The organism is Lacrimispora sp., from assembly GCF_047605665.1.
Taxonomy (GTDB): Bacteria; Bacillota; Clostridia; order Lachnospirales; family Lachnospiraceae; genus Lacrimispora.
On the sequence record NZ_JASGFH010000004.1, the window covers coordinates 148,811 to 175,043 of the forward strand.

18 protein-coding genes are annotated in these 26,233 nt (G+C 45.8%); 1 reads left to right on the forward strand and 17 read right to left on the reverse strand.

Annotated features, from left to right (window positions below; translation table 11 throughout):
* Nucleotides 1–77: 77 nt before the first annotated feature.
* The 11 genes from QM657_RS04460 to QM657_RS04510 all read right to left on the reverse strand — a co-directional run bounded on the left by QM657_RS04460 (nt 78) and on the right by QM657_RS04510 (nt 17,937).
* The gene (locus QM657_RS04460) at nt 78–797 is read right to left on the reverse strand and encodes a hypothetical protein (protein WP_415065346.1); all 720 of its coding nucleotides are present in this window, start codon (nt 795–797) and stop codon (nt 78–80) included.
* A gap of 279 nt (nt 798–1,076) precedes the next feature.
* Nucleotides 1,077–1,271 (reverse strand): Txe/YoeB family addiction module toxin, encoded by a 195-nt coding sequence (locus QM657_RS04465; RefSeq protein ID WP_415065438.1) that lies wholly within the window; start codon nt 1,269–1,271, stop codon nt 1,077–1,079.
* A gap of 61 nt (nt 1,272–1,332) precedes the next feature.
* Nucleotides 1,333–1,596 carry a type II toxin-antitoxin system RelB/DinJ family antitoxin gene (locus QM657_RS04470; protein WP_415065347.1) on the reverse strand — a complete coding sequence of 88 codons (264 nt, stop codon included), beginning with the start codon at nt 1,594–1,596 and terminating at the stop codon, nt 1,333–1,335.
* Nucleotides 1,597–1,797: 201 nt separating this feature from the next.
* Complete coding sequence (locus tag QM657_RS04475; protein ID WP_415065348.1) at nt 1,798–2,061, reverse strand: hypothetical protein; 264 nt, start codon at nt 2,059–2,061, stop codon at nt 1,798–1,800.
* The gene (locus QM657_RS04480; protein WP_415065349.1) at nt 2,058–6,227 is read right to left on the reverse strand and encodes an N-acetylmuramoyl-L-alanine amidase family protein; all 4,170 of its coding nucleotides are present in this window, start codon (nt 6,225–6,227) and stop codon (nt 2,058–2,060) included. Before QM657_RS04480 ends, QM657_RS04475 begins: the two co-directional genes overlap by 4 nt.
* Nucleotides 6,224–6,400, reverse strand: coding sequence for a hypothetical protein (locus QM657_RS04485; protein WP_415065350.1), 177 nt, complete (start codon nt 6,398–6,400; stop codon nt 6,224–6,226). The genes QM657_RS04480 and QM657_RS04485 overlap by 4 nt, the downstream gene beginning before the upstream one ends.
* Before the next feature lie 11 nt (nt 6,401–6,411).
* Nucleotides 6,412–13,401, reverse strand: a complete 6,990-nt coding sequence (locus tag QM657_RS04490; RefSeq protein WP_415065351.1) for an InlB B-repeat-containing protein — start codon at nt 13,399–13,401, stop codon at nt 6,412–6,414.
* Between the two features lie 9 nt (nt 13,402–13,410).
* The gene (locus QM657_RS04495) at nt 13,411–15,678 is read right to left on the reverse strand and encodes a DUF6273 domain-containing protein (protein ID WP_415065352.1); all 2,268 of its coding nucleotides are present in this window, start codon (nt 15,676–15,678) and stop codon (nt 13,411–13,413) included.
* On the reverse strand, nt 15,675–16,655 hold the full coding sequence (locus QM657_RS04500; RefSeq protein ID WP_415065354.1) for a hypothetical protein: 981 nt from the start codon (nt 16,653–16,655) through the stop codon (nt 15,675–15,677). Before QM657_RS04500 ends, QM657_RS04495 begins: the two co-directional genes overlap by 4 nt.
* Before the next feature lie 185 nt (nt 16,656–16,840).
* Entirely contained in the window at nt 16,841–17,035 is a 195-nt protein-coding gene (locus QM657_RS04505; protein ID WP_415065355.1) for a hypothetical protein, read from the reverse strand.
* A 2-nt stretch (nt 17,036–17,037) separates the two neighbouring features.
* Nucleotides 17,038–17,937: a LysR family transcriptional regulator gene (locus QM657_RS04510; protein ID WP_415065356.1), complete on the reverse strand. Its 900-nt coding sequence runs from the start codon at nt 17,935–17,937 to the stop codon at nt 17,038–17,040.
* 166 nt (nt 17,938–18,103) lie between these two features.
* On the opposite strand from QM657_RS04510, the gene QM657_RS04515 reads away from it, so the two are divergent.
* Entirely contained in the window at nt 18,104–19,378 is a 1,275-nt protein-coding gene (locus tag QM657_RS04515; RefSeq protein ID WP_415065357.1) for a serine dehydratase subunit alpha family protein, read from the forward strand.
* A 154-nt stretch (nt 19,379–19,532) separates the two neighbouring features.
* Here the strand turns inward: QM657_RS04515 and prfA are convergent, their stop codons facing one another.
* The 6 genes from prfA to QM657_RS04545 all read right to left on the reverse strand — a co-directional run bounded on the left by prfA (nt 19,533) and on the right by QM657_RS04545 (nt 26,224).
* Complete coding sequence (prfA, locus tag QM657_RS04520; RefSeq protein ID WP_415065358.1) at nt 19,533–20,609, reverse strand: peptide chain release factor 1; 1,077 nt, start codon at nt 20,607–20,609, stop codon at nt 19,533–19,535.
* Nucleotides 20,610–20,753: 144 nt separating this feature from the next.
* Entirely contained in the window at nt 20,754–21,611 is an 858-nt protein-coding gene (gene prmC / locus QM657_RS04525; RefSeq protein ID WP_415065439.1) for a peptide chain release factor N(5)-glutamine methyltransferase, read from the reverse strand.
* Between the two features lie 2 nt (nt 21,612–21,613).
* Nucleotides 21,614–22,558, reverse strand: coding sequence for a DUF1385 domain-containing protein (locus tag QM657_RS04530; RefSeq protein WP_415065359.1), 945 nt, complete (start codon nt 22,556–22,558; stop codon nt 21,614–21,616).
* A 167-nt stretch (nt 22,559–22,725) separates the two neighbouring features.
* On the reverse strand, nt 22,726–22,935 hold the full coding sequence (rpmE, locus tag QM657_RS04535; protein WP_158377515.1) for a 50S ribosomal protein L31: 210 nt from the start codon (nt 22,933–22,935) through the stop codon (nt 22,726–22,728).
* Nucleotides 22,936–23,095: 160 nt separating this feature from the next.
* Nucleotides 23,096–24,688 carry a transcription termination factor Rho gene (gene rho / locus QM657_RS04540; RefSeq protein WP_415065360.1) on the reverse strand — a complete coding sequence of 531 codons (1,593 nt, stop codon included), beginning with the start codon at nt 24,686–24,688 and terminating at the stop codon, nt 23,096–23,098.
* Between the two features lie 216 nt (nt 24,689–24,904).
* The gene (locus tag QM657_RS04545) at nt 24,905–26,224 is read right to left on the reverse strand and encodes a replication-associated recombination protein A (protein ID WP_415065361.1); all 1,320 of its coding nucleotides are present in this window, start codon (nt 26,222–26,224) and stop codon (nt 24,905–24,907) included.
* Nucleotides 26,225–26,233: the final 9 nt, after the last annotated feature.

Genomic DNA, 26,233 nt, shown 5'->3' on the forward strand with positions numbered 1-26,233 from the left:
ATTTGTAACAAAAAAAGACTACCGATCATGTAAGAACCGATAGTCTTTAAAATTTATTTATTCGTTATGAAATTGCCTTAAAAAAATGGATTGGGCCTATCATTTTTATGCTGGTCGCTGGTTACAGGATCATAAACAAGAAAACCTATCGCATAGCTTGAATACCCATGCCATGGGGTAAAATCGTTGACTTCTTTTGTCTTTACCTTTCCCTCAATCATGAGCTGGCCAAGTTCATTGACCTGATATCCATCTGGGGTAATGGTATTAGTGTAAAGAAATCCATACTCATTGAAACAGTAAGCGTATTTCAGGCCATCTTGTTTACCATCAGGGGATATCATGAGCCATCTCCAGTTGCTATGCTCAAAATCAACCGTATTTCCATACCAATAATTGCTGATACCATTTTCATTTAATGCCCTTGTGGCATCCTGTCTCCATACCATTTTCTCATATGGTTTATTACTAAAATATTCAATTTGTGACTGTTCTGTTCCATAAGAACACATATGGCCATTTGCATCTATTGCAATTCCTTCAACATTTGTTGTAGAACCATTAGCAAATACCGCATTTTTCATAAAGTTTCCATGCAGATCTTTTACATAGTAGGTATAAGTATCTCTCTTAACAGCATTCCCTGAATAGAAACTAAAGTCCTTATTCTCCCACTCATTTGTGGTATACCCTGCCGGAAGCTTATCCGGGGTCCAGATAATCTCCGCAAATGCGGGTGTAGCCATAGCCATGGTTAATACCGCCGATAAAATTGCTCCTAACAACTTCTTTTTCATACTGATTTCCTCCCTTATAACCTATTTTTTTTAATCTCTGATTTGATAACTCCATGAATCCATGCTATTCTATGGATACAAAAGGGGCGTTTTCTTCAAAGAGGCGTTTCTTTAAAATAATAACTGTTTAAAAATAATCACCCACAGCTTTGGTCGGCAGGGTGGTTATTTTTTTATCTGCTTATGCTGCCTCGTCCTCTCGGAGATGGCAGCCTGCAGACGAATTCTCTTGTTTCATATTATATCATGTTTTTGTTTCTTTTACAAACTTTATCACCATTACTTATCTCGGTAGCGTGTACCGCATTGGACAATTTTTATTATCTCACCATCAATTCGGTATACAATGCAGTTTTTATCATCAATCCGCCTGCTCCAATATGCGGATAAATCTCCGCTGAGACGTTCCGGTCTGCCAATACCTTCATATCCATTCCGGTCAATATCCTTGATCAACTCTAAAATACGTTTCAGCGTTTTCCTGTCCTACCGTGTCCAATATTCAAACTCTTCCCAAGCCTGATCCGACCATGCCTTAATCATCTAAAGGAACCTCATGAACCGTACCGCCAGTGGATTCCATCTGAGTAATGGATTTCTGTAAACGTTCCAGATTTTCTTTTGAATAGAAAGGATCTCTCTCTGTTCTGGTTGTAACTGCAAAAGGAAGACCGCCTTCCCGCACTGCCTGACTAAGGAATATATTGACTGCGGAAGAAAAAGTCAATCCTAATGAACTAAACAATGCTTCTCCTTTTTCCTTCAAGTCATCATCAACCCTTATATTTACCTGTGCCATACTCAATACTCCTTTCAATATATATTTCTTAATATCATTATATAGCATTATGTGTTATTTGTTAATCAATATATATATCAATAAATAGCATTTAGTATTTTCACTTATTAATTGCAGAAATTTTATTCTATCGGTTAACATATTCGGTTGTCAATGTACATGTTTATTTTCAGGTGAATGGCAAACTCAAATTGTATCGCCTTACATTCTTCCCCTGCCAGTTTTATGGCAGGGGATAGCTTTATCGTTATTATACTTTTCAATTACCTTCATTGAGTCTTTAAGCTCTTCTTTCTGAATCCATAAAACAATCAAGGATACGATGAACATCCCAACGCTTAAACCGATTGCACCTACCGCCCATTTCCCCTGCCCTTCCCCTAAGATGAGCGTAAGGAAAAACAATAGTTCAAATATAATCACCATCACATGAATCAAAAACAGCGCCTTATCGTATTTTCTCATGAGATCCACTGGCCTTTCTCGTTTATCACATACCCATCTGATGTAACGGTATTGGTTATCAATTTTCCTCTGGTTCCGTCTGAAGCTGGATTAAAGAAATACCAGGCTCCTTCTATGTATTGCCATCCGGTAAGCATCTGCCCCTGGGTTCCATCGGAAGCGGACTTTAAGTAATAGGTATTCCCATCCAGGTCCGTCTGCCAGCCTGTCATCATAAAGCCGTCCTGATCAAAGCGGAACCAGGAAGCCTTTTCCTGCCCATCCGCTGCGTATGGATTGCTGATATAGGCCCATTCATTGGTATAGGTCCGGTCTGAAGCAAAAATCCATTTCCCATTTGCTGTCTGCATCCAGGTTCCTGTGACAGCGCCTGCCGGAGCTGCCGCACCCTGCGTGTTGCCTGTGATCGTTACTCCTACGGAACGGCCACCGCCGCCTCCGCCTGAAGAGCCTTTCCCACCCCCGCCTCCGGAAGAGCCTCCGGACGTTGTGTTGTCAATGACTTTAAAATTAATGGTTACCGTAACCGGATCAGACTGCTTCCCATCACTTGTTGCTGCGTAAATGGTCACTGTACGGGCTCCGCTGTATGGATACCTCGCCATGGCCTCCTTAATCCAACCGGCCACAACTTCCTGCTTTTCATTGAAAACAACCGGAGCCGCTGTCCCAGCCGGATTTACTGTGAGGATTCCGGAATCAGAGGAATGCCATAAAACACCCTTTTTATCCTGATTTGTAGAATAGATGGATGCATTAAACCGTTTCCCTTCAAGCCCTTTCCAGGTAATATCCGGTGCATTTCTCCTTCCAGTCTTAGTCAGAATTATGTCAAAGCTCTCGCTTTCCCGGTCTGCCTCGATGCAATCCGCCTGGAAGGTTAAGGTGACCCAGCAAGAAGCCGCCTTTTGACCGTCCTTTGTTGTGGCCATGATCTCCACACGCTTTTCTGCCCGGTATGGAGCCTTTAAAAGTGCTTCCTTAATCCAGGGAGCTCCATCAACCGGCGTCACATTTCCTCCCTGATCCACTTTAACTGCTCCGGGATCGGAAGAGGTCCATATCACGCTGCGGTCATAAGGCTTATGTTCTGCCCCATCGTCAAGATCAGGAAAAACCGTTGCTGACAGCTTCCTTGCTTCAAATCCGGTCCTTTTCACTGTCTCAGACCGGATATCCCCTGCTTTTTCATATCCCAGACTGTAGGAAAGGGTGGTCTGATTTAGGGTGACTCCCTCCGGCACCACTCTTGTCTGGTCATTGGTGATGAAGTTTACCGTTACCTGGCAGACAGCGGAGGCCTGGTTGCCCAGCTTGTCCCTTCCGTTTACCGTAACCGTCACTTCCCGGCTCCCGCTTCCGGAAACCTTTGCATACGCATCACTTTCCCGGATTCCGTCATCCGTAGCCATGATGTTACGTATCCACGGAGAATCTTTCATAGCGGATATGGAGGCTTCCCTGTATGCCTGGCTGTCCTGAGCCACCTGAATCACTGCCGGATCGGAGCTTGTCCAGGTCACTTCATCCCTGGAAAAGAAGTCCGGGGTAAAGGTTGCTGTCAAGGACTGAGGGGCTGTTACCGTTATCTTTTCCACCGGAGCCCTCCGGTCCCCAGTCAAAGTCCTTGTTACCGTGTATGTAAGGGCCTGCTTATCAAGTGCTGCTCCCTCTGTCGCCACAAGGGTATTGTCAATGATCTGGAACGTGACGTTTACCCGGCTGTTGGCCGTACAGGGCTTTCCTTCAAAGGAAGCCGCCGGCCTGGTCTGCGCTGTTAAGACTGCAATCCCGCCATTTTGATGCCCGGCCCCGTAGATTGTATTAGGGATCTTATATTGATAATTCCCTTCTGCCTGTACCCGTTCTGCTTCCTGAATAATGCTGGTAAAGAAGGAAGCAGAAAGATTAACCGAAAGGCTGGCGGATTGGGCGGTATAACCGTCTGTCCCCTCATCGCTGTTTGTGGCAAGATGGATCAGCTCCGGATCGTCAATGCTCCATTTTACCCGGTTATCCTCCACGTCATTGTTGGCATCTATAATGGCAGCGATATTCACCGGCTGCACCTGGGTTCCCTGCTCCAGCACACCGTTGATGTAACGGGCAATGAGCTTTCCTTCCTTATTCCGGATTTCCGTGATCTTAACCGGATTCTTCCGGTTCCCGGTCCTGGTCTGCGTTACGGCAAAGGAATAGCTTTCCGGCTCCACCTTAATGGACACGGCCACCTTTTTGTAAAGTGCGGACACGGCCAAATCTTCCTGGGGCATGGCAAAGGTATAGGAGCGGCTGCCTTCTGAATAAGTGGTATTTTTTCTTATCCCTTTCCCATTTGTATAATAGGGGGAACCTTCCATCTGATACTTTTCCGTATCCGTGTTCTTTGGCGCCGTGGTAATGCTCACCGTTGTTCCGGCTGCAATGGCTCCCCGGACTTCTTTATTAAGAGTTTTGGAATACTGGGAGCTTCCCCTTACCTCCAAAGCTGCAATATCGTAAAAGTTCTGGCCGTTTGCCACGGTGTCGATCTGATTAACCGTCAGCAGATATCCTCTCACCGGACGGCCCAGGGAATTGGGGGCAACATGATCTAAGGTATAGTCTCCACTTTCCTGATCCATGATTGTCAGGATTCCACTTTCCAGCTCCTCATAAAAATACCGGTCTGAAATGGTCTTCTTGGCCCCTCCCTGCACCAGGGTGTAATACAGGTCCCCGGTATGCCAGTAGCCTACATGGGCTGCATAAGTGTAATCGTTGTCATCACCGATCTCTGAGCCGCATACATTGGCGCTGATCTTGCTCTCTGAGTCTGCAAATAAATAAGCTACATCTTCTATATAATTAAAGTTTGTGGCTGCTCCCTGCCTGGTTCCGATAAAGGTTCCTTCCCTTGCCAGGGAACCAAGCTGGGAGTTTCCGATGGTCCCGGAAAAGCGGGCCACCTTTATTTTACCGGCTGCATATCTGCCGGTGATGCCGCCAATGGATTTGGAGTGGTATCCTCCGATGGTTCCGCTGACATGAGTATTATAAATATCCGCTGCATTCTGGTAGCCTACGATCCCGCCGATATAGCCGGTCCCCTGGATTCTGGCCGTAGTTCCATCACCGGTGGAAACCTCGCAGTCTACAATATAGGAATCCGATGCAATCCCGGCGATTCCTCCAGCATAGATGACATCCACGCCTCCGGCTGCGTCAATCATGACCTTTTCGCAGATGGCATTTTCAATGACCGTACCGCTGATCTCTCCTGCAATTCCTCCGGAAATGCCAGTAGAACGGATATAGGCGTTTTTTACAGTGACATTCCGGATATCGGAATCCTTTGCATACCCGGCCACCACTCCGATCCGGTCCTTTCCCCGGATCTCACTGCTGTCCGGGATAATGGTCACATCGTGGATCTGGGCATCTTCTACTGCTCCAAAGAGTCCCACGTTGTTATAACCGGCAAAGGAAGCGAGTTTTAAGTTTCTGATGGTATAACCATTTCCGTTAAAATATCCGCCAAAGGGGTAAGGAACTTCCCCGGCACTTTCCGATGAATCCCGATAAAAGCCTATGGGAATCCAGTCCACTCCCTGTAAATCAATGTTTCCGCCCAGGGCAAAGTAACATCCGGAATAATCCCCGGTATAATGCGATCCTTCCGCCTCCGGGACCGTCATGCCCATGGCTGCCAGCTCCGATAGACCCATAAGCTGCTCCCGGTTCTTGATCACATAGGGGCGCGCCTCTGTCCCTTCTCCCTGGCTTCCATTTAAGAATTCAAAGCTTGTCTTCCCGGACCAGGCATCCCAGATATCTCCCAGGGAACTGGAAAAGGATGTTACACCCATCTTGGCAGCCGGGGGAGCTGCCGTTGGAAGTTCTTTTGGCATTTCCTCCGCATCGGAAGGTGTTGCTTTTTGGGGAACCTCCTCTTCCAATTCCGCTTCCGGTTCCAGATCGGTTTCTGTCTCTTTAGCAGCTTCCTCCTCCGGATCAGTACCGTCTTCCCGGCTGGCCTCAGAAGGTGTTGCCAGGCTTACCGGCTTTTCCTGGTCTTCCTGGGACTCTCCATGATACCCATACGCTATCCCAGCCGGTGCCGCCGATGTGATTACCAGGGCGGCACACAAAGCGTATGCCGTCCCTCTGATTAGTTTTCTTCTCATTCTTTCTCCTCTGTTTCAATGTTCTCATACTGCACCATGGCAATGACTTGATCAGTCCAGATAACCTGTTGCAAGGTTTCTGCTACCTGAACACACATGACCCATAAAAGCGACTCTGATATCACCAGGAGGGTACACAATACACATGCTGCGTCTTTGCTTCCTTTTCTCATTCTCTCTCCCTTTATTGAATCCAGGCTCCGTTTTCATCTACCAGGTATCCATCTGGAGTTTTTTCACCCTGGAATAACGCTCCATAAGGTCTGTCCAACACCCCTAACGGGCTATCCAGTACATCAGGATCAACTTCCCAGCCTTGATCATTGCCTCCATAATAGGTCTGACGTTTATTTTCTGGAGTAAAAAAGTACCACTTATTATCAATATACTGCCATCCTGTAAGCATTTTTGTAGTACTCGGATCGAAGAAATATCTCTTTTTGTCCATTGGCTCATAGTTCCAGCCGATTAATGCAGCACCAAATTTGTCTCCTGGTTCCTTATTAAGTTTATACCAGGTCCTTTCTCCCTCTAAATACCAGTCATAGTTTAATTTGCCATCAGGATTGACATGATACCAGTCTTCACCATCTCCAATCCACTCATCCCTTGCTGGCGTACCATCCGGCTTGTTATAGGAAACATCATAAGGATTATCCGGATTTACCACGAATGTCCCTCCGCTATCCGGAACCTCTGGTTTTGCTTTGCTGTCAATTGGAGGTGAAACAGGACTTGTTTTTATCGTTTCCTTTTCGTTATCCTCTCCAGAATCATCTAAGGGTTTCGGATTAGGCTCTGTCGACTTTGGTTTGGTTGGCTCTGTCGGCTCTTCTGGAGTTTCCCAGCGGGCATATATTGTTACATCATTTGCAGGCATGGTATTTCCTGTTTCCAAATATTGGTTTCCTCCTGCCTGGGCCGTATACCAACCTACTAAGATGTATCCCGGATAGCTGATTGCATTCTTGCCATCTGCAAGGATCTGATCTATGGAATCTCGGTATGAAATGGTAAATTCCTTTACTTCTTCCCCTTCCATTGTTCCGCCGTTTCCATCTAAAATCAGCTTATAGGTATTAATCAAATACTGAGCGGATATGACTGTATGATCCTGAATGTTGGAAGAAGGCTTGTCCCAGCCGATGAAGGTATATCCGGGTCTGGTCGGGGCTGCCGGTGGTGTTGCATTTCCTCCAATGACAATCTCCTGCTTATCAACTTCTCTGCCAGCCCAGTCTTGATAAATCACCTGACTGGAGCTGCGGCCCCAGTGAGCATATACGGTCACGTTACTGTTCGGCATCGTGTTTCCGCTGTCAGAATACTTGCTTCCACCGATTGATGCTGTGTACCACCCACCAAAGGTATAAAACTTTCGGCTGGCTTTTTCTGCTCCATCTGTAAGAACCTGATCAAAGGATTCTCCATAAGCAACTGCCTGGTTTGCAATAGGATTTTCACCTATCATTCCGCCGTTTCCGTTCAGGGTAAGCGTATATCCATTTTTGCTATACTGAGCGGAAATAACCGTGTGATCGTGAATGTTATCAGAGGGTTTGTCCCAGCCGGTGAAGGTATATCCTGATCTGGCCGGAGCTGTCGGCGCTACTGCATCCGCTCCGATGGCCACCACCTGGGTTTTCAACACATTTCCATTCCAGTCTTGATAAGTAACCAGGCTGGAGCTGCGCATCCACTGTGCATACAGGGTAAGGTCAGAGTTTGACATTGTATTTCCTGTTTCCGGATACTGGCTTCCTCCTATTGGTGCTGTAAACCAACCAGCAAAGGTATAATAGGTACGGGCAGCGCTGTTCTTTCCATCGGCTAAAGCCTGATCAAAGGATTCCCCAAAGGAAAAGCCCTGTTCCATGCTTGTATGTCCCTCCAGTGTTCCTCCATTTCCGTCCAAGGTCAGCTTGTAGCCATTTATGCTGTACTGAGCCGTAATAACCGTGTGAGTCTGAATGTTTATAGAGGGCTGATCCCAGCCAGTAAAGGTATATCCCGATCTGATAGGATTAACCGGAGGTGTTGCATCCGCTCCAATGGCTACTACCTGGGTTTTCAGCACATTTCCATTCCAGTCTTGATAAGTAACCAGACTGGAATTATGAGTCCAGTGTGCATATACGGTCACGTTGGAATCCGGCATGGTATTTCCTGTTTCTGAATACGGGCTTCCTCCTATCGGTAATGTATACCAGCCAGCAAAGGTGTAATAGGTACGGGCAGCACCGTTTTTTCCATTGGTCAGGATCTGATCAAACGATTCGCCGTAGGAAATTTCATGCTCCTTGCTTAATTCTCCCTCCAGGGTTCCTCCGTTTCCGTATAAGGTCAGCTTGTAATTATTTTTACTGTACTGAGCGGTAATGACCAGGTGATCCTGGATATTGGTAGAGGACTGATCCCAGCCGGTGAAGGTATATCCTGGTCTGGCCGGGTCTGCCGGTGGTGTTGCATCCGCTCCAATAGCTACCTCCTGAGTCTTTAATATATTTCCATTCCAACCTTTATAAGTGACCAGGCTTGAAGTTCGGGTCCAATGAGCATACAGAGTCATATTTGTATCGGGCATCGTATTTCCTGTTTCCGGATACTGGCTTCCTCCTATTGGTGCCGTATACCAACCAGCAAAGGTATAATAGGTACGGGCAGCACTATTTTTTCCGTCTGTAAGAGCCTGATCAAAGGACTCTCCATAAGAAAAGCCGTGCTCTTTGCTTGCTTCTCCCTCCAGGGTTCCTCCATTTCCGTCCAAGGTCAGCTTGTAACCATTTACGCTGTATTGAGCCGTAATAACCGTATGATTTTGAATATTGGCAGAGGACTGATCCCAGCCAGTAAAGGTAAATCCCGGTCTGCTTGGGTCTGTCGGTGGTTCTGCATCAGCTCCTATGGCTACCTCCTGAGTCTTTAATACCCCACCATTCCAATTTTTATAAGTGACAAGGCTGGAGCTGCGCATCCAATGAGCATAAATAGTCAGGTTGGCATCCGGCATGATATTACCTGTTTCCGGATACTGACTTCCTCCTATTGGTTCTGTAAACCAACCAACAAAGGTATGGTACTGCCGGGAAGCACTGTCTGCCCCATCTGTCAGAACCTGATCAAAGGAGCTTTCATAAGAAATATTTTTTGCATCGGAACTTTTACCGTCAATCAGGCCACCATTTCCATCAAGAGTTAAAGAATAGCTGTTAACTTCGTATCTGGCCGTAATGATCGTGTGATCCTGGATTCCGGTGGAATTTGTATCCCAGCCGATAAATGTGTAACCTTTCTTTTCAGGAGCCTCCGGAGGGGTGGCACTCTCTCCGTTTCGCACTTCCTGGGTTATTATGATGTTCCCGTCTGCATCCTTATAGGTAACTAGGCTGGAGCTGCGTATCCAGTGAGCATATACAGTCAGACTGGAATCCGGCATGGTGTTTCCTGTTTCCGGATACTCGCTTCCTCCTAACGGTGCTGTATACCAACCAGCAAAGGTATGGTACTGCCGGGAAGCACTGTCCGCTCCATCTGCCAGTGCCTGATCAAAGGAGCTTTCATAGGAAATGTTTCTTACTTCAGAACTTTTACCGTCTATCAAGCCACCATTTCCATCAAGAGTTAAAGAATAGCTGTTAACTTCGTATCTGGCCGTAATGGTCGTGTGATCCTGGATTCCAGTGGAATTTTTATCCCAGCCAATAAAGGTATAGCCTTTTTTAATCGGGGCCTCCGGAGGGGTGGCACTCTCTCCGATTCGTACCTCCTGGGTTTTTATAATATTGCCGTCTGCATCCCAAAAAGTAACAAGGCTGGAAGTACGTGTCCAGCGAGCATATACGGTTACATTGGAATCCGGCATGGTATTTCCGACCATCGGATATTTACTTCCGCCTACTAAAGCTGTGTACCAACCATCAAACGAATGATACTGCCTGATAATCAAATCTTTCCCGTCTGTCAACGCCTGATCGAAGGAAGTACCGTATGAAAGAATATGTTCTTTACTGGTTTCTCCTTCCAGTAGCCCTCCATTTCCATCCAGAGTCAGCTTATAGCTATTTATTGTGTAATGGGCTGTGATAACGGTATGATCTTCTATGTTTTCAGATGGTTGACTCCATCCGGTAAATGTGTAGCCCAGCCGGTCCGGGGCTTCGGGCGGCGTAGCATCCGCTCCTATGGCCACTACCTGGGTCTTTAATGTGTCTCCGTTCCAGTCTTTATAGGTGACAAGGCTGGAGCTTCGGGTCCACTGAGCGTATATAGTCAAGTTAGAGTCAGGCATAGTATTTCCTGCTTCCGGATACTTGCTTCCTCCCACCGGAGCTGTGTACCAGCCCGCAAAGGTGTAATAAGTCCTGGATACTTCAGCAGCTCCATCTAATAACACTTGATCTATGGATTCGCCGGGTTCAAAAAGCTGATCCTTTGTTGCGTTTCCAACGAATAATCCTCCATTACCGTCAAGTGTCAAAACTGATGTCTCCTTTTCCCATATGCAATACAAAGAAGTAGGTACATTTTCGGGAATAATATCGTCAACCGTAAAAACTCGGCCACTCCCATCCCTATTCTCTGCAAAGCCAACCATTCTCCGGCCTTTTTTTTCGATTTTACTAATATTAGCTATAGATGTATTATCACCAAATATCAATAAATGGCCTAAGCTTACATTTCCGGCTGAATCTCCAGTGATTGGATCTCCTGGAACATTCCAGTATATATAAGTAGTGGTGTAATTTTGAACAAATTGGGGGTATAGAGTTATATCGCTCGTTGGTTTTACTGATGAATTTAATGCCGTCTTGAATTCCGGGTCCGTATAATAACTTGTAAATCTATAGCCTGGACGCCTTAAACTATTTTTAATTTCTGCACTATTTGCCTGCCCCCAAATTGATGCATCGGCTCTGATAGGAATGGTATATGTACTTTCATCATTTATCGTTCCTCCCCCATTGCCAGCATCAATGGTTAAGTTCCATAACTTTACATATTGGGCCATTGTTGTTATGTCGGCTGTGATTGACGATATGCTAGGAAGCCATCCTGTAAAAATATAACCATCTCTTTTTGGAACTTCTGGCGCAACAAGATTTGCATTATCATATTGCCCGACCACAACATTTGCCAATGTAAAATAATCATAATTTCTAAATCTTACAGTAAACGGCTTTTTCCATATAGGATATAAACTTATTGGAAATGTCATATTATCATTGGTTAGTGGTGAAATCGAAGAACCTGCATATTCTCCTAACCTAAAACCAAAAATCTTTTTTGATTCCGTGTTTGTCATGGATTGCTCTAAACTTTCAAGAAATCCATTGGCCTGTTCCACTGCTTCATCAATGTTTTCATAATTTAACCTTAAATATTTAAATTCACTTAAATCATTGCCTTCAAATCTTCCGTAATAAGTCCTGTATACATATATGGCATCATCAAATTTTTTGTATTGTGCTGTAAAAGTTTCGCTATTATAAAATTCTGTATTTTCGCTTACCTCTTTATCCCATCCAATAAATTCATACCCATATCTTTCAGGATTCGGTGGTATTACAGCTTTATTGCCATCTTCTATTTCCTGATCGCTTATGATCGAATTATTCCAGTCTAAAAATTTTACTTTATTCCAAAGTTTAGTGTATTCTGGAGATATAAAATAAACATTTTCATTAGATAGACCTCCAGACATAGATGTTGTTCCAGGATTCTCTATCTTATAATCAATTGGAACACTTTCTTCAGTACCGTCATGGTACTGAATTGTCCATCCACTTAAAACATGGCCCTCTTTATTTTCATACCATTGTCTATAACTATATAAATCTATAGACCCTCCAGGAGATTTATATGTAAGCGCATATTGGTAGGGTTTTTGATCTTTGGGATCGTAGGTTCCACCTAAAGATTTTGTTCCATTTGATATGCTTGATCTATCTACTTTTATTGCTGTTGAAATTATGGTTCTATATTCATAAGGTCTCCAAATTGCATAATAACTATTTTCATGATCATCACCAATATCTTTTTTGTATCCAGGAGCATAAATAGGCATGGATGGACTATTTACCCCAGCTATACTATGTATCATTAAGCCTCCGGTAGATTGAGTCGGATTATAATTATTAGTTTGCCCTACAATTTGTTCCATCCACCCCAAAAAATTAGACCTATTTGGAAAATAAGTTTCATTTGTTTTTGGATCTTTATAATGCGTTGCGCTATCTGAAACTGCAGTAAAAGTATATATAGAACCTTCCTTTACAGTTTCTTTTTTACTTGGATATGCGTTAGCAGCGACTCCTGGAATACGATAATGAAAATTAAAATTTAGATTGTCGCCTAAAGCCATTGGCATAATAGACATAAATAATGGCAAACGTATATTGCCATCTTTACCAGAATCTTTCCAACCCAATTCTGAATTTAATTCATTTTTAGCCTTTCCATAGAACATGTAATATTCTACTTTTATAGGTTCTTTTAAATCATCTTCATCTTCAAATTCCATTTCTTCAGAATATTCTTCATATTCTATCTGATTTCCCGAAACAAGCCAAATATCATACTCGGATAAATCCCAGTTCGTAAATTGCAATTTTTCCTTATTTTTGATATCTATCTGATACTGTAATTCAAGCTCTTCCCAATTTTCATAGCTTGGGTCTTGGCTTTCCCATATGTAAGGTGCAAGATCGTAATATTCATCATCTAAGTTTATGGAGATAAATTCTTCTTTTACAATTCCATCTTTGTCAGCTTCATACCAGAGAGGAAATTCAGCCTCCCCATTGGTATAGCCAAAGTCCCTATAATGCTCATTACCGTACCTATCCTCAAATTTCCAGAACTTTCTACCGGATACAGAGGCCCTTTTATAATATTCCGGAATTTCATCTGGTTCTTCCCTTACAAATTCCTTTTCTGCTTCAGAAGGCGTTGATTTTTCTTCCGGAGGCTCTGCTTCAGAAGGCGTTGCCTTTTCATCGGGACGTACAGCCTCGGAGGGCGTTGCTGCATATTCTTCAGACATAACTGTGGGATAAGTCTCCCAGGCTCCTGCCGCCGGCGGTGCATACCCTATGGAGGTTGCCACAATAACAACTGCAAGCAATGAGCTGATGATCCTTTTTACTTTTTTCATGTTCCTTTTAATTATTTTCATCTTTAACCTTTAACCTCCCTGGGGTATTGCCATCACTGGCCGGATTCCCATACTCATATCGCCTACATTCACCGGCTGGATATTCCCGTTTACGAGGCTGACACTGTAAATCCCATCCCCATACCATAAATCATCCAATCCATTATCCTGTGGCGTCCGCAAATAATATCCTTTTGAATATGCAGAAAGCTGCGATTCCGGATTATTTGTTTCACTCCCATTAAACTTCCAAAGGTAGTCCCTGTATTCAAGGGCCTCATCCACTGACAGAATAAAAACCCTGTCCTGGAGAAGCTGAAAACCACGGTCAAATCCGATCAGATCATTTTCATTGAGTTGTTCATACATTCCTTTTCCCGTTACTCCCTGGAAAGACCTTGTAACTCCTATGTAAGTCTCATGGACAAAGTCAGCATCGGCCTGATCCGTAAGCCATTGACGTACTTTGGAATGCTTATAATTATTATTAGGACCAAAATTCATTTTCTTTTCCGGCCCCTCAACATCAGACCGGATTACGCTGTCACAAAGAAACAGTGCCGTTTTCTGGCTATTTCCCATGACATCCTCATAATCATCATCAATGCAGCGGAATAAGTAAATCCCGCCTCCTATGGTTCGGGCCACCACATCACCAATGCTGTAATGCACTGTCTCTTGTACCTCTTTTACCGGTTCATAGCAGATATCGCAAACACCATCATGATCTCCATCCTTATGCCCCGTCACCGGAAGAATGATGGTTTCTTCTTTCCCGCATTTAAGGCACTTTACAGTTTTATGACCGCTTTCCGCACACCCTGCACTTACTTCATCCGTAACCTCATAATCATGGCTGCAAGTGCTTTCCTCATATGTTTTTTCAAATCCTATCCGCAAAACCACGTAGGGAGCGCCCAGTATAGTAAACTCCTCCCGAACCAGCTCCGATATATTCCGGATATCAGGAAATGTCTGGCTCAAAATCAGGGAATTGGGCACGTGTCCTTTTGCAATCAAGTAAATTTCCTGGCGTCCTGTTCCATCAGCCATAGAAGCCATGTTAAGAAGCCTTTCATTGCTTTCCTGAATATTTTCTGTAATAATTTGATGATAGGACGACCAATCACCAGTGATTTTAAAATCTGATTCCCGGATAATATCCAGCCAGCTATTTAATTTATTTCTGGCTTCCTGATCCGGATCAGCCTCTTCCGGCAAACGCTCTCCTCTCTTAAATTTAATATAATACTTTTGCACCCCACTACCGTTTACGATCACACTCCATGGGCTGGAAACAAGAGCATGATAATAATACCGATCCGCACCCAGAATCGTTTCCGGAAAATTAATTAAAAGTTCCTTTCCCTCTTCCGTCTTCCCTTTCTGCGGCTTTAATATTTCATGTCTGGGATTACCTTCTTCCACAAAGTATAAATTCCAATCTACTTTGCAAGCCTCAGACGGAGAAGCCGGAATCATTTTCTCATAATAAACACTGATAACCATATTATTAGAAGATAACCAAAATTCCCCTTTCTGCCCGCCACACAGTTGATACCCCTCAATATCAGGCCATTTGACTACAACGCTTTCTCCTTTTACCCCCACCCCTGCCGCCAATTGAAGCACTACCCTATCAACAATATCCACATACCTGACCGTATACTCACACTCCTCTTTCTGAACCTCTGACTCTTCCCCTTCTCCCAAAGTTTCCTCAGGCTCCCCCTCCGGTATCTGCCCCCCTGTTTCAGAATTTCCTCCCCCACTATCACCCCCAGGCCTTTTTCCTCCCCCGCCAGCCCCAGTTCGCTTCCCGCCTCCTCCTGAAGCCTTTTTCGAAGCAGACATTTCTCCCTGAAGAGAAACCGTCCGAATCCCTTTTCCATAAACCTCAACAACACCATCGTCCTGAAACCAGGCCCCCGAATCATTCACCAAAAAACCATCTGGAGTAACCCCATTCCGATACATAGCCCCTTCCGGATAATCAACTCCCGCTCCTTCCGCCAAATAATAACACCGCCCATCAATCCACTGCCACCCCGCCATCATCCGTCCATATGAACCACCAACATCAGGATTTAAAAAATACCAATACCCACCGGACCATACCCATCCGCTGACTGCCAGACCCCTTTCATCAAAAAAATACCAGCCCCCTTCATCCTTACTCCACCTTCCTCCCTCTTGCATAACCTCTCCACTTCCTTCTATAACCAGCAAATGAAACATCAATGCCGCGCACATAAAAATGCGCCATACTCCCTTGACCTTATATAAAGTCCCTTTCATTTCCAAACTCCCTTCTTCTTTCGAAACATCTTCACTCCCCCGCTAATGAGTAAAGCCAGCAAAGTTACAATCAATAAAACTGATATCGTTACCACAACGCTGTCCCGAATTATCAGCCATTTTCCCTTTTTCTCCTTATCTCCCAAAGAGAAATCTCCCGGCTCCATATTATCCTCCTCTGCCACTCCCCAGCCATCTGTCACCGAATCAAATCCCCTGTAAACAGCGACGCACTTAATCCCTTCCGTCTCCCGGAACAAAGCTTCCCCTCCATAAATCACATGATACTCAGACACTTTCTTTTCCCCTGTAACCAAAGCATCCCTGCAAATAACCCCTCTCTCATCAGAATAAGGCTCCCCCTGCCACACGAAGTCAAGAATCCGGTATCGCTCCGGGTCCGCCCCAATCTCTGCCAAAAGCTCCCTGCTGCAATCTTTAAGTTCCGGCTTGCTGCCGTTAAATGGAATCTTCTTTTCCCCCAGCCAATAATAATCCGCATCATAAGAATGAAACACCGCCGTAAAACGAAAGTCAGCAATCCACCTCTCCCCCTTCTGACTTATCCGCAGAATTGGATATTCCTCCCGAACCTGCCTTCCCCCGGCATCATCCCGTAAATCAATAACCGCCTTCCTGGGAATCTGATCCTCCCATTCCACCTCCTCATAAACTACCGTCCTCTCCACCATTTCCAGGCGCTCCGGAATCATATAAGACTCCAGTCTCCACTCCTTAAGCCAATACTGTTTCCCTTCCTGGTCCACATACTCCCCCGGCGGCACATATCCTTCCCTCTCATCCGGCGGGATTTCCGTTTCTACAACCACCTCTCTTTTATCACCTGCCCCATCCACACTTCTCTCAGCCTCTGCCGCCATAATCCCATCACCCCAATACATCCCCTGCCCGGCAGAGAAAATCAAGGCAATAAAAACCACAGCAAACACAGGCAGCTTCCGCTTCCTTTGCCTCATAACACCCTCCTCAATCTCAGGAATTACAAATATAAAGCAAACACAATCGTCTATTTGCTTATTTCAAAATAATGGAATAATTAAAAGAACTTAAAGAATTGAAACAATAAAAACACAAGAAACTACAGATATAAATATCAAAAATACTTATAAACAATTAATTTAAAAATGGGATAATTTTGAACTTAAAAACTATAAAAAAGAATTTCCAAGATAATCCCGCAGAAGAAATCTGCAAGACAAAAGATAAAATCGTTGCAATGAGTATACCTGATTTTTCCAAAATAATCAATAGCCTTTTCCCAATCCACCCAATAAATCCCCTTATCAGGCCAAAACCCTCCCCAGCCGCGCCGCCGGGAAGGGTTTACCATGTCCAATCCTAATTCTCCTCTTTGCCCTGTTCCACTGTCTGAACCAGTTCAATAAAAGCTTTCATCTCCCTGCTGACCCATTTATCCTTATGATAAACGACCTGTCTCCAGTTCTGCAAATGAAAATCCTCCACATCCAGAACCGCCAGAGTCCCCTCAGCCACATCTTTCCCCACAGTAAATTCCGGGAGAAAAGAGATTCCCGCGTTATTGCGAAGCAGCTTAATAATAAATTCCGTACTCCCGATTTCCAGAAAGGGATACACCTTTTTCCCCTTTGCCGCCAGATACTGCTCCAGACTGAACCGGTAGCTGGCATCCTTTTCCGTGAGGATCATCGGCTGTCCAATGACCTGATCCAGCTTAAGCCCTCTCACCCCTGCACAAGGATGCTCCCCGGAGGCGGTAAAAACAATATTCTCCGGCTCTTCCAGCACCTTGATCCACTTTGTATCGTAAATCTGCTGATCAAGAAAATAAACCACATCAACGGTATTTTCCTCCATCATAGCAAGAAGCTCTCCCGGAGAATCAATGACCATGCTCACATTAACCCTTGGATAAAGCCTGTGAAACTCTTGTATCAAAGAAGGAAACAAGGAAGCACAGATGGATTCAATGGTTCCAATCACCAGCTTTCCTGTAAGCTGGTCTGACTCAGATAAAATGTTTTTCACATGATCCACATCACCAAGAATTTCCGAAGCATACTGGTAAAAAACCTCACCTGCATGGGTCAGGGTGGTCTGTTTCCCGATCCGGTCAAACAAATGAACCTTCAACTCCCGTTCCAGTTGTTTGATCTGTATGGTAACCGCTGCCTGAGAATATCCCAGCTTCCCCGCTGCCTTACAAAAGCTCTTTAAATTTGCCACCTCTAAAAATGTTTTGATCTCCCGAAGCTCCATCCCGCCTTCCTCCTTTCTATCATTTAAAAATTTTAAACATTATCATAAAAACATTAAATTTTACATGCATATGCTTTTATGGTACATTAAAAATACTTATAAATCAATGACATTTTAAAATCCCCTTCAAAAGATCAATGGCATTTAGAAAGGATATGACCTCATCATGGAAAAAACAAGCCAGAAATACAACACTTACGTGCAGATTTTAAAAGAAGAGCTTCTTCCCGCCATGGGCTGTACCGAACCCATTGCTCTGGCCTATGCAGCCGCTGTTGCAAGAAATATACTGGGAGACATACCGGACAGGGTTGTGGCAGGGGCCAGCGGGAGCATCATTAAAAATGCGAAATCCGTAATCGTCCCCCAGACCGGCCATTTAAAAGGAATTCCCGCCGCAGTGACAGCCGGAATCATTGCAGGGGACCCGGAAAAGAAACTGGAAGTCATTGCAAATGCCTCACCCCGGCAGATTGAACAGATGAAGCATTTCCTGGAAGAAACAGAAATCACCGTAGAACATTTAAACAGCGGAATTACCTTTGATATCCTGGTCACTTTATATAAAGGCACTTCCTACAGCAAAGTGCGCATTGCAGGCCACCACACCAACATTATTCTCATTGAAAAAGACGGAAACGTATTGAAACAGCAGGAGCCAGACTTAAAAGAACAGCCCCTGGCCGGCCGGGAGCTGCTCAATATAGAAGATATCTGGGATTTCATCAATACGGTGGATATCAACGATATCAAAGAAGTTCTGGACCGTCAGATGGAATATAACTGGGCCATTGCCGAAGAAGGGCTGAAAAAAAGCTACGGAGCCAATATCGGCAAAGTACTCCTTGGAATGTCAGGAAATGACCTGGCCGTAAAAGCAAAGGCCATGGCAGCCGCAGCCTCTGATGCACGTATGAATGGATGCGAACTGCCCGTCATCATCAATTCGGGAAGCGGCAACCAGGGAATCACCGTTTCCATACCGGTTATGGTATACGCAGACGAATTAAACTCCAGTAAAGAACAGCTATACCGTGCCCTGGCCCTCTCCAATTTAACCGCAATCCACCAAAAAACTTCCTTGGGCCGCTTATCCGCCTATTGCGGAGCCGTAAATGCAGGTGCCGGAGCCGGAGCTGGCATCGCCTATCTCCTGGGCGGCAGCTATGAAGATATCGCACACACAATCGTCAACTCCCTGGCCATTGTATCAGGCATTGTATGTGACGGCGCAAAAGCTTCCTGCGCAGCAAAAATAGCTTCTTCTGTAGAAGCCGGAATTTTCGGCTATCACATGTACCGCCAGGGACAGCAGTTTTTTGATGGAGACGGCATCGTCACCAAAGGCGTGGAAGCCACGATTAAAAACGTAGGCAGGCTGGGAAAAGAGGGGATGAGAGAAACCAACGAAGAAATCATTAAAATTATGCTGGGAAAATAAAAGCTGCATATCAAAATAACAAATATCCAAATCAAAAAACAACATAAGAAAACAACAAACGAGCGATGTCCCTCCCTCTCAGGAAGCCCATCGCTCGCACTACACTACATTTCCATTATTCCCACGATCCGTCAAAACCGCAAATCATCACTTTTTACCCTTCTTCATTCAGCTTACTCAAACGCATCGCCTGATCCGCCGCAATGAGAGAATCCAAAAGCTCATGAATATCCCCATTCATAACAGCGTCAATCTTATAAAGAGTCAGCTTAATCCTATGATCCGTCACCCGTCCCTGAGGGAAGTTATAAGTCCTGATCTTTTCAGAACGGTCTCCCGTACCGATCTGGCTCCTTCTCTCCTCAGCCTCTGAGCTCTGCCTTTTCTCCAATTCGATATCATACAGCTTGGAACGAAGGAGCCTGAAAGCCTTTTCCTTATTCTGAAGCTGGGATTTCTCCGTCTGGCTGTAAATGACGATTCCCGTAGGCATATGAGTCAGACGAACAGCGGAATCCGTGGTATTTACGCACTGTCCGCCGTTTCCGGAGGCGCGCATAACATCGATTCTCACGTCCTTATCCTCAATGACCACGTCCACCTCTTCCGCCTCCGGCATAACTGCAACCGTAGCCGTAGAAGTATGAATCCTGCCGCCGCTTTCCGTTTCCGGAACGCGCTGCACACGGTGAACCCCGCTTTCATATTTCATCTTGGAATAAGCGCCCTTGCCTGTAATCATGGCAACGACTTCTTTAGAACCGCCGATTCCATTTTCATTGACACTGATCAGTTCCACCTTCCAGCGCTGTCCCTCTGCATAGTTGACATACATGCGGTACAGCTCAGAAGCAAACAAAGCAGCCTCATCGCCGCCAGCTCCGGCCCGGATTTCCAAAATAATGTTCTTATCGTCATTAGGGTCCTTAGGCAGAAGAAGAATCTTAAGCTCCTGCTCCAGCACCTCGATCTGCTTTTTGGAGCCGGATAACTCTTCCTTTACCATTTCCCGCATTTCTTCATCGCTTTCCTCTTCCAAAAGGGCCAGACTGTCCTGTACGTTCTGTTTTTCCTTCTTGTACTGGGTGTAAGCTTCAACCAGAGGCGCTAAATCCGCCTGTTCCTTCATCAGCTTGCGGAAACGGTTCTGATCCTCCGCCACAGAAGGATTGTTAAGTTCCTGCATCAGCTCCTCATAATGAATTAAAATATCATCCAATCGATCAAACATCGATAACCTCCTACTTATATAAGGTGAATTTGCCCGAAGGGCAAAGAAGCCCCATTCATATGAAAGGCTGCTCCCTGAATATCCTTCCGGGCAGAACTCAGCCCGCAGTATTCTTTCTTAAGTACTCCTGCCAATAAACAATATCTACGAGACTGCACACACCACACGGTCCAGGCCCGCTGCATCCTTTATCACACGGATTTCGCCAAATCCCTGATTCTTTAAAAGCCCACTCACCGGCTCTCCCTGGTCGTAGCCAATTTCAAAATAAACCGCCCCGCCGGGATTTAAATATTGTCCGCACTCTGCCGCCAGCCTTCTGTAAAAATACAGCCCATCTTCCTTACCGTCAAGAGCCAGCATCGGTTCATGGTCCTTCACCTCCGGCTCCAGCCCCCTGATCACCTCAGTCGGGATATAGGGCGGATTTGACACGATCACATCAAACTTCCGGCCTTTGTCCAGTGCAGAAAACAAATCGCTCTCCACCAGCTCAATCCTGTCTTTTCCCGCAAGCCTGTCTGCATTCCTCCCCGCCACCTTAAGGGCTTCCGAAGAAATGTCAACCGCCGTCACACAGTCAAAGTCTCCAAGCACGGCCAAACTGACTGCAATACAGCCGCTTCCGGTACACATATCCAGCACTCTGATTTTTTTTCCCTTATGCTCCTTCAAAACCAGTTCCACAAGGGTTTCCGTATCCTGTCTGGGAATCAGCACGGATTCATTGACATAAAACTCCAGCCCCATAAACTCCCGGCTTCCCGTAATCTGCTGGAGAGGAATCCGTTTTGACCGCATTTCCACCATAGACCGGTATTCTAAGGCAGCCTTCTCCGTAAACTCATCCTCCGAGAGCTTCCTGCTCCGGTCAAGGAGAAAATGGGTCATATCCGTATGAAAGGCTTCCAAAAGTAGGTATCTGGCATCGAGCTCTGCTTCGCCAATCCCCGCTTTTGAAAGCGCCGAAATTCCTTCCTCCAGCAAAAGCTGCAGCGTCACGTTCATGCCTGTTTCTCCGGAAAATTCTTCTTTAAAAACTCTCTCCAGTCAAACACAGCCTCCACGGAAGCAATGCTGACCTCGATCATATCGTCGTCAGGTTCCTTCGTGGTAAGCTCCTGCATCCACATGCCTGGACGGCTGAGTAAATTCACCAGCTTGGAATCGCTTCGTCCGGCCAGACGCAAAAACTCATAGGAAACCCCTGCGATCACCGGAATCAGCACGATTCTGCTCACAACCCTCATGGGAAGAGTCTCCACCCTGATGACCATAAAAAACAGAATGCTGATAATCATAACAATGATAAGAAAACTGGTGCCGCAGCGTTTATGTTCCTTGGAACTGTTCCTCACATTTTCCACGTTCAGTTCCAGCCCATGCTCCAGGCAGTTGATGCACTTATGCTCTGCCCCATGATACATGAACGTCCTCTGGATATCCCTCATACGGGAAACCAGCTTGATGTAAGCGATAAAAATACTGAGCCTGAGAACTCCTTCCAAAAGAGCCATCACAGTCTGTGACTTTATAAACTGCCGGAACACATTGGCAATGAACATGGGCAGCACCATAAAAATGCAGATCGCCATGATCACGGAAAATACCATGACAATGCTCATCACCGCCTTTTCCATCTTTTCTCCAAATATCCGCTCCAGAAACTTTTCAAACCTGGAAGGCTCCGGGCTTTCTTCATCATCTTCAAAAAAGCTGGCGGAAAACGTCAGCGACCTCATTCCTAAAATCATGGAATCCGCAAAGCTGAAAACTCCTCTGATGAAAGGAAGGGAAAATAACTTCACCCGTTCTCCCATGCTGACATACGTATCCTTTTTCACCTCAATGACTCCATCCGGCTTGCGGACAGCAGTGGCATACTCATCCCCGTTTTTCATCATAACGCCTTCGATCACGGCCTGGCCGCCAATTCCTGAATACTTCATACGCCTTCCTCCTTTCTATTTTTAATCCAAAAAAGGCTGAGCTAAAGTGTTTCCACCAAACTCAACCTTTTCTTTGCTCCTGATATAATAAGGATGTCTGGTACGCCTTGCGGCAGCCAGACGGCTGATTCCCTGATTCAGACCGTACTTTGTCTTCCTTAAGAAAATTATGCCTCAGCCTTAACGCCATATTTACGATTGAATTTATCAATACGTCCACGAGCAGCAGCAGCTTTCTGCTGACCTGTGTAGAATGAATGGCACTTAGAACAGATTTCCACATGGATATCTTCCTTTGTAGAACCTGTTACGAATTCATTCCCGCAGTTGCAGGTAACCTTTGCCTGGTAGTAATTTGGATGGATTCCCTCTCTCATGACTTTCACCTCGCATACTCTGATTTCTATTTTTCCAATCGACGGTATTGAAACCGCAAACCGATTTTGTCTAATAAACAGCTTGTATAGTATAACATAGAATATTTTTTAATGCAAGCACTTATTTTTTATAAATGAAGGGCTCTAAATCCCCGTCTTCTTAATAGAATCGCATCTTCTTAGAGCCTTCCACAAACTCCCGGTTGTTTCTGGTTCTTGCAAACAAATCCAGTATTTTTTCTACTGCATCCTCCGGTTTTAAGCTGCCTGTGGCCTTTCTCACGATTTCAACCGCTTCCGATTCTTCTCTCGTAAGAAGCAGGTCATCCCTTCTGGTGCTGGATTTTAAGATGTCAATGGCAGGGAAAATCCGCTTCTCAGACAGTTTCCTGTCAAGAACCACCTCCATGTTTCCGGTGCCCTTAAACTCCTCGTAAATGACGTCATCCATACGGCTTCCCGTATCCACAAGAGCCGTCGCCAGAATAGTCAGACTTCCCGCCTCTCTCATATTTCTGGCAGCGCCGAAAAAGCGTTTAGGCATATGAAGGGCAGCCGGGTCCAGACCGCCGGACAGGGTGCGTCCGCTTGGCGCTACCGTCAAGTTGTAAGCCCTGGCCAGACGGGTGATGCTGTCTAAAAGGATGACCACATCCCTTCCGTGCTCCACAAGCCGCTTTGCCCGTTCAATCACCATCTCAGACACCCTCTTATGGCGGTCCGGAAGCTCATCAAAGGTGGAATAAAGGACTTCCACGTTATTTCCCACAATGGATTCCTTGATATCCGTAACCTCCTCAGGCCGCTCATCGATCAGAAGGATCATCAGATGAACCTCCGGATGGTTGATGGTGATGGCCTTTGCCACGTCCTTAAGAAGAGTGGTCTTACCTGCCTTTGGCGGGGATACGATCATACCCCTCTGCCCCTTACCGATGGGAGCTAAAAGGTCTAAAACCCGCATAGCCATGGTGCTTCTTCCTCCCGCCGACTCCATATGAAGCCGTTTATCCGGGAATATGGGGGTCATGTTTTCAAAATTGGGACGGCGCTCTGCAACGCTCGCAGGATAGCCGTTAATATTCTTCACGTAGAGCAGAGCGGCAAACTTCTCTGTCGGCGCTTTCACTCTGCGGCTTCCGTGGATGATATCCCCTGTTTTCATATTAAAGCGGCGAATCTGGGAAGGCGCCACATAGACGTCATTTTCACCAGGAAGATAATTTTCACAGCGGATGAAGCCAAAGCCGTCAGGCATGACCTCTAATATGCCGTGGGCCTCTATGCCGCTGTCTAACTCCTGCAGCTCAGGGCTGGGCTGAAAATCAGGCCTCGTCTCCTCCGGCACGTGCTCCTGGCGCACTTCACTTCTGACAGGGGCCTCTGTATTATTTCCCGGTGCCGGGCGGTAGCTTACGGACCTGGGCTGCTCCGGCTGCCTGTAGGAACGGACAACCGTCTTTCTCTGCCCTCCCCCTGCCGAAACGGCCTGCTGGTCCACAGTCGCAGGCGCGGCTGCCGGCCTGACCGGTTCTGACTGAACCGGTTCTGACTGGATTGGCTCCGGTTGTATCAGGTCCGGCTGGATCAATTCTGCCTGAACCGGCGCTGTCAAAGAGGCCTTTGCCTCTTCCTGTTCACAGAGCAAATCTATAATTTCAGCTTTCCGCATAACGCTGCATCCCTTGATTCCCTGAGCCTTTGCAAGCTCCTTCAATTCCGTCAGCGGCAATGTTTGTAATTTTTCACGCATATAATTCTCCTTCTGAATTTTTATAAGGAAGTCCGATTGTTAAAAAAATATCGGCTGCCTGATTTCCATAAAAAATCAAGCCAATGTTTTGCAAGTTTGGGAATGACCTACGATAGAATATCGCAAACAGATGGCCGGAAATGATTCCGGCCCAAATCACGCTAAATCAGGTCGTATGATACGCTCATTATATACCTTAACAGGAAAAAAGAAAAGTCATTTTTTCAGAAAACTCAAGTGTTCTTTTATTTTTTTCTCATAGCCATTTTCCGTAGGGCGGTAAAAAGAGGCGTCCTCCATGCCATCGGGAAGGTACTGCTGCCTGACATAATGGTTTGGATAGTCATGGGCGTAAAGATAACCCTGTCCATGGCCCAGCTTTCCCGCTCCCTTGTAATGGGAATCCTGCAGATGAACGGGCACAGGCATGGTCTTCTGGCTTTCCACCGCATGAAGCGCTTCAAATACAGCGTTACAGGCCGCATTGCTCTTAGGGGCTGACGCCACATAGGTGACCGCCTGGGACAGAATGATCTGAGCTTCCGGAAGCCCGATTCTCTCTGCAGCCTGGGCAGCCGATACCGCCACCACAAGAGCCTGAGGGTCCGCATTTCCCACATCCTCAGAAGCACATATCATAATTCTTCTCGCTATAAATTTGATATCCTCTCCCGCATAGATCATCCGGGCCAGATAATATACGGCTGCATCGGGGTCTGACCCCCTCATGCTCTTAATAAAGGCAGATATGGTATCATAGTGGTTGTCGCCCGCCTTATCGTAGCGGATCGCCCTCTTTTGAATGCATTCCTGGGCCACATCCATATTAATATGAATTTTTCCGTCTGATGTGTCCCGTTCTGTCGTCATGACGCCAAGCTCCACCGCATTTAAAGCGGCTCTGGCATCTCCGTTTGCCACGTCAGCTAAAAAATCCATGGCATCCTCATCAATGACAGCCTGATAAGAGCCCATCCCCTTTTCCCTGTCATAAACAGCCCGGCGGATCAGCTCCCTGATATCGTCTTTTTCCAGGGTTTTCAGTTCAAAAATCCGGGACCTGGAAAGAAGAGCCCCGTTTACCTCAAAATAAGGATTTTCCGTGGTAGCGCCGATGAGGATAACCGTCCCATCCTCAACAAAAGGAAGGAGGTAATCCTGCTGCCCCTTGTTAAAACGGTGAATCTCATCCACAAACAGGATGGTCTTTTTCCCGTACATCCCCAGGGCATCCTTGGCTTCCTTTATGATCTCTTCCATGTCCTTTTTCCCGGCCACAGTCGCATTTAACTGCTTAAAATCCGCGCTGGTGGTATTGGCGATGACCCTGGCCAACGTGGTCTTTCCCGTCCCCGGAGGCCCGTAAAAGATCACTGACCCCAGCTTGTCCGCCTTAATGGCCCGGTAGAGCAGCTTATCCTTTCCGATGATATGCTGCTGCCCCACCACCTCATCAAGGGTGGAGGGCCGGAGCCTGGAGGCAAGAGGGGACTCCTTTTCCATGGTGTTTTCCCTCATATAATCAAATAAATCCATGTGCTTTCT